Here is a 2,021-nt window from a genome sequence, read left to right on the forward strand (position 1 = left end):
CCCCACCGGCGACGGTCTGCTCCTGCGCCCCTGGCTGGCCGCGGACGCCCCCGCGGTGCATGCCGCGTTCCAGGACCCGGCGATGCGCCAATGGCACGCCCGTGCCGCCGACTCCGTCGAGGAGGTCGGCGGCTGGATCGAGGAGTGGCGCGGTGCCTGGGCCCAGGAGAGGACCGCTCAGTGGGCCGTGGCGGACGCGGACACCGGGCTGCTGCTCGGCCGGGTGGCCCTGCGCGAGATCCATCTCGACGACGGGCAGGCCGAGATGGCGTACTGGACGACCGCCGGGGCCCGGGGGCGGGGTGTGGCCGCGCGGGCCACGGTCGCCCTGTCCCGCTGGGCCCTCGACGACGTCGGCTTCCACCGTCTGGAGCTCATGCACGCCGTCCGGAACGAGGCGTCCTGTCGTGTCGCCACCAAGACGGGATTCGCTCTCGAAGGGATCAAGCGCAGTGCGGTTCTGCACCCGGACGGTTGGCACGACATGCATCTGCACGCGCGTGTTCGGGGCGACTGAGGCAGGCGCCGGACCGAGGGGAGCTACACGGCAGGCGTACGCCTTCGCAGTGCCCGCCACGTCACGCCCACCGCCACCGTCACCGCCAGGAACAACACCGTGAACCACCGGAAGTACCAGTGCCCGCCCGCCGGGTCGTACACCTCGGCCCGGGGCCAGGCCAGGTTGACGGTCATCAGGAGGCCGTAGAGGAGGGCCAGGGCGTTGACCGGGATGCCCCAGCGGCCGAGGGAGAACAGGCGGGCGCCCTCCTCGTCGGTGCCCGACGAGCTGAACTCGCCCCGCACGCGGCGGATCAGCAGGGGGCCGGTGACCATCGCGTACGCCAGGTACAGCATCACGATGCAGGTCGTGCCGATCGCCAAAAACGCCTCCGGTGAGGCGAAGTTGAGCAGGAGCAGGGCGGCGGCAAGGGTGCCGACGACCAGGGCGGGGGCCGTGGGCATGCCCGTGCGGGGGTTCACGCGCGCGAGGCGGCCCGCGAAGGGCAGTTGGCCGTCGCGGGCCATGGAGAAGAGCATGCGGCAGGCCGCCGTCTGGATGGCGAGGGTGGCCACCGTGATCGCGACCACCACGTCGGCCAGCAGGGCCTTGCCGACCCCGTCGCCGAGGCTGCTGGTGAGGACGTAGCTGAGGCCGTCGACCGCCAGGCGTCCGTCGGTGAGGCTGGGCGCGGCGAGCAGGCCGCCGAGGACGATCAGGCCGCCGAGCGCGCCGGCCGCGCCGAGCGCCGTGAGGATCGTACGGGGCGCCGTGCGCCGGGGATGGTGGGTCTCCTCGCTCATCTCGCCCGCGCTGTCGAAGCCGATCATCACGTAGGCCGCCGTGAACGAACCCACCAGCAGGGCCCCGAACAGGCCGTTCTGCGCGGCACCCGCGGTGTGGAAGGTGATGCTCGGCGTGCGCTCGGAGTGGGTCAGCAGCAGCACGATGATCAGGACCGCGCCGATGATCTCGGCGGTGACGCCGACCCGGTTCACCAGGGACAGGACGCGGTTGTCGAGGATGTTCACGACGGTCGTCAGGACCAACAGGATCACGCCCAGGACCGCCGCGTTCGCCGCCCCGTCGGCCGAGGTCGGCGCCGGGTCGGTGCCGATCAGCTGGAAGCCGGACCAGATCGCCGGGAGCACCATCTGCAGGGCCAGTGCCGCCGCGGCGACCACGACGATCTGTCCGATCACCATGATCCAGCCGGCGAACCAGCCGAAGGTGAGGTTCGAGAGGCGGGACGACCACTGGTAGATCGCGCCCGAGAGGGGGTAGCGGGCCGCCAGTTCCGCGAAGCAGGCCGCCACCAGCAACTGTCCGACCAGTACCGCCGGCCAGGCCCAGAAGAACACCGGGCCGCCGAACGCGTACCCGAAGGCGAAGAACTGGAAGACGGTCGTCAGGACCGAGATGAACGAGAACCCCGCCGCGAAGGACGCGTACCGCCCCAGGCTGCGGTGCAGCTCCTGGTGGTAGCCGAACTCCGCGAGGGACCGGTCGTCAGGGGTGGGAG

General features: G+C 71.7%; 2 protein-coding genes. One reads left to right on the plus strand and one right to left on the minus strand.

All coding sequences use genetic code 11. The features are described 5' to 3' along the window. A partial coding sequence (locus EHS43_RS43405) for a GNAT family N-acetyltransferase (RefSeq protein WP_148104300.1) occupies window positions 1–517 on the plus strand: 517 nt, incomplete at its 5' end. Window positions 518–540: 23 nt separating this feature from the next. Here the strand turns inward: EHS43_RS43405 and EHS43_RS43410 are convergent. After that, window positions 541–2,021, minus strand: a 1,481-nt coding sequence (locus EHS43_RS43410) for an amino acid permease (protein WP_125195925.1), incomplete at its 5' end; no start/stop codon positions are given.

The sequence above is a fragment of the Streptomyces sp. RP5T genome (assembly GCF_003933965.1).
Lineage (GTDB): Bacteria > Actinomycetota > Actinomycetes > Streptomycetales > Streptomycetaceae > Streptomyces.